A 218-nucleotide genomic window follows, 5' to 3' on the forward strand; every position below is an offset into this window, starting at 1 on the left:
AGTAACGGCTTCCGCGCCAGAGATTGTTTCTAAGTGATTGCTGTTACAGCATAAAAATATGACATCCACGGCGCTAAGCAGATTAATATCGGCTACTGCCAGTCAGAAATCCCCCGTTTACAATCGCCAAGGAGATAAACATGTCAGAAATTATTACAGTCAGTGACACGCTGGAACTGCGGGCAGTAGAAGAACAACACGTCACGCCTTTGCATCGA

Annotated in this window: 1 pseudogene; it reads left to right on the forward strand. The window is 45.9% G+C overall.

Going from position 1 to position 218, the window contains the following annotated elements:
• Window positions 1–140 precede the first annotated feature (140 nt).
• Window positions 141–218: pseudogene (locus tag FDX22_RS31625) on the forward strand (50S ribosomal protein L7/L12-serine acetyltransferase); the annotation flags it as partial.

This window comes from Citrobacter sp. TBCS-14, from assembly GCF_005280805.1.
GTDB lineage: Bacteria > Pseudomonadota > Gammaproteobacteria > Enterobacterales > Enterobacteriaceae > Citrobacter > Citrobacter gillenii.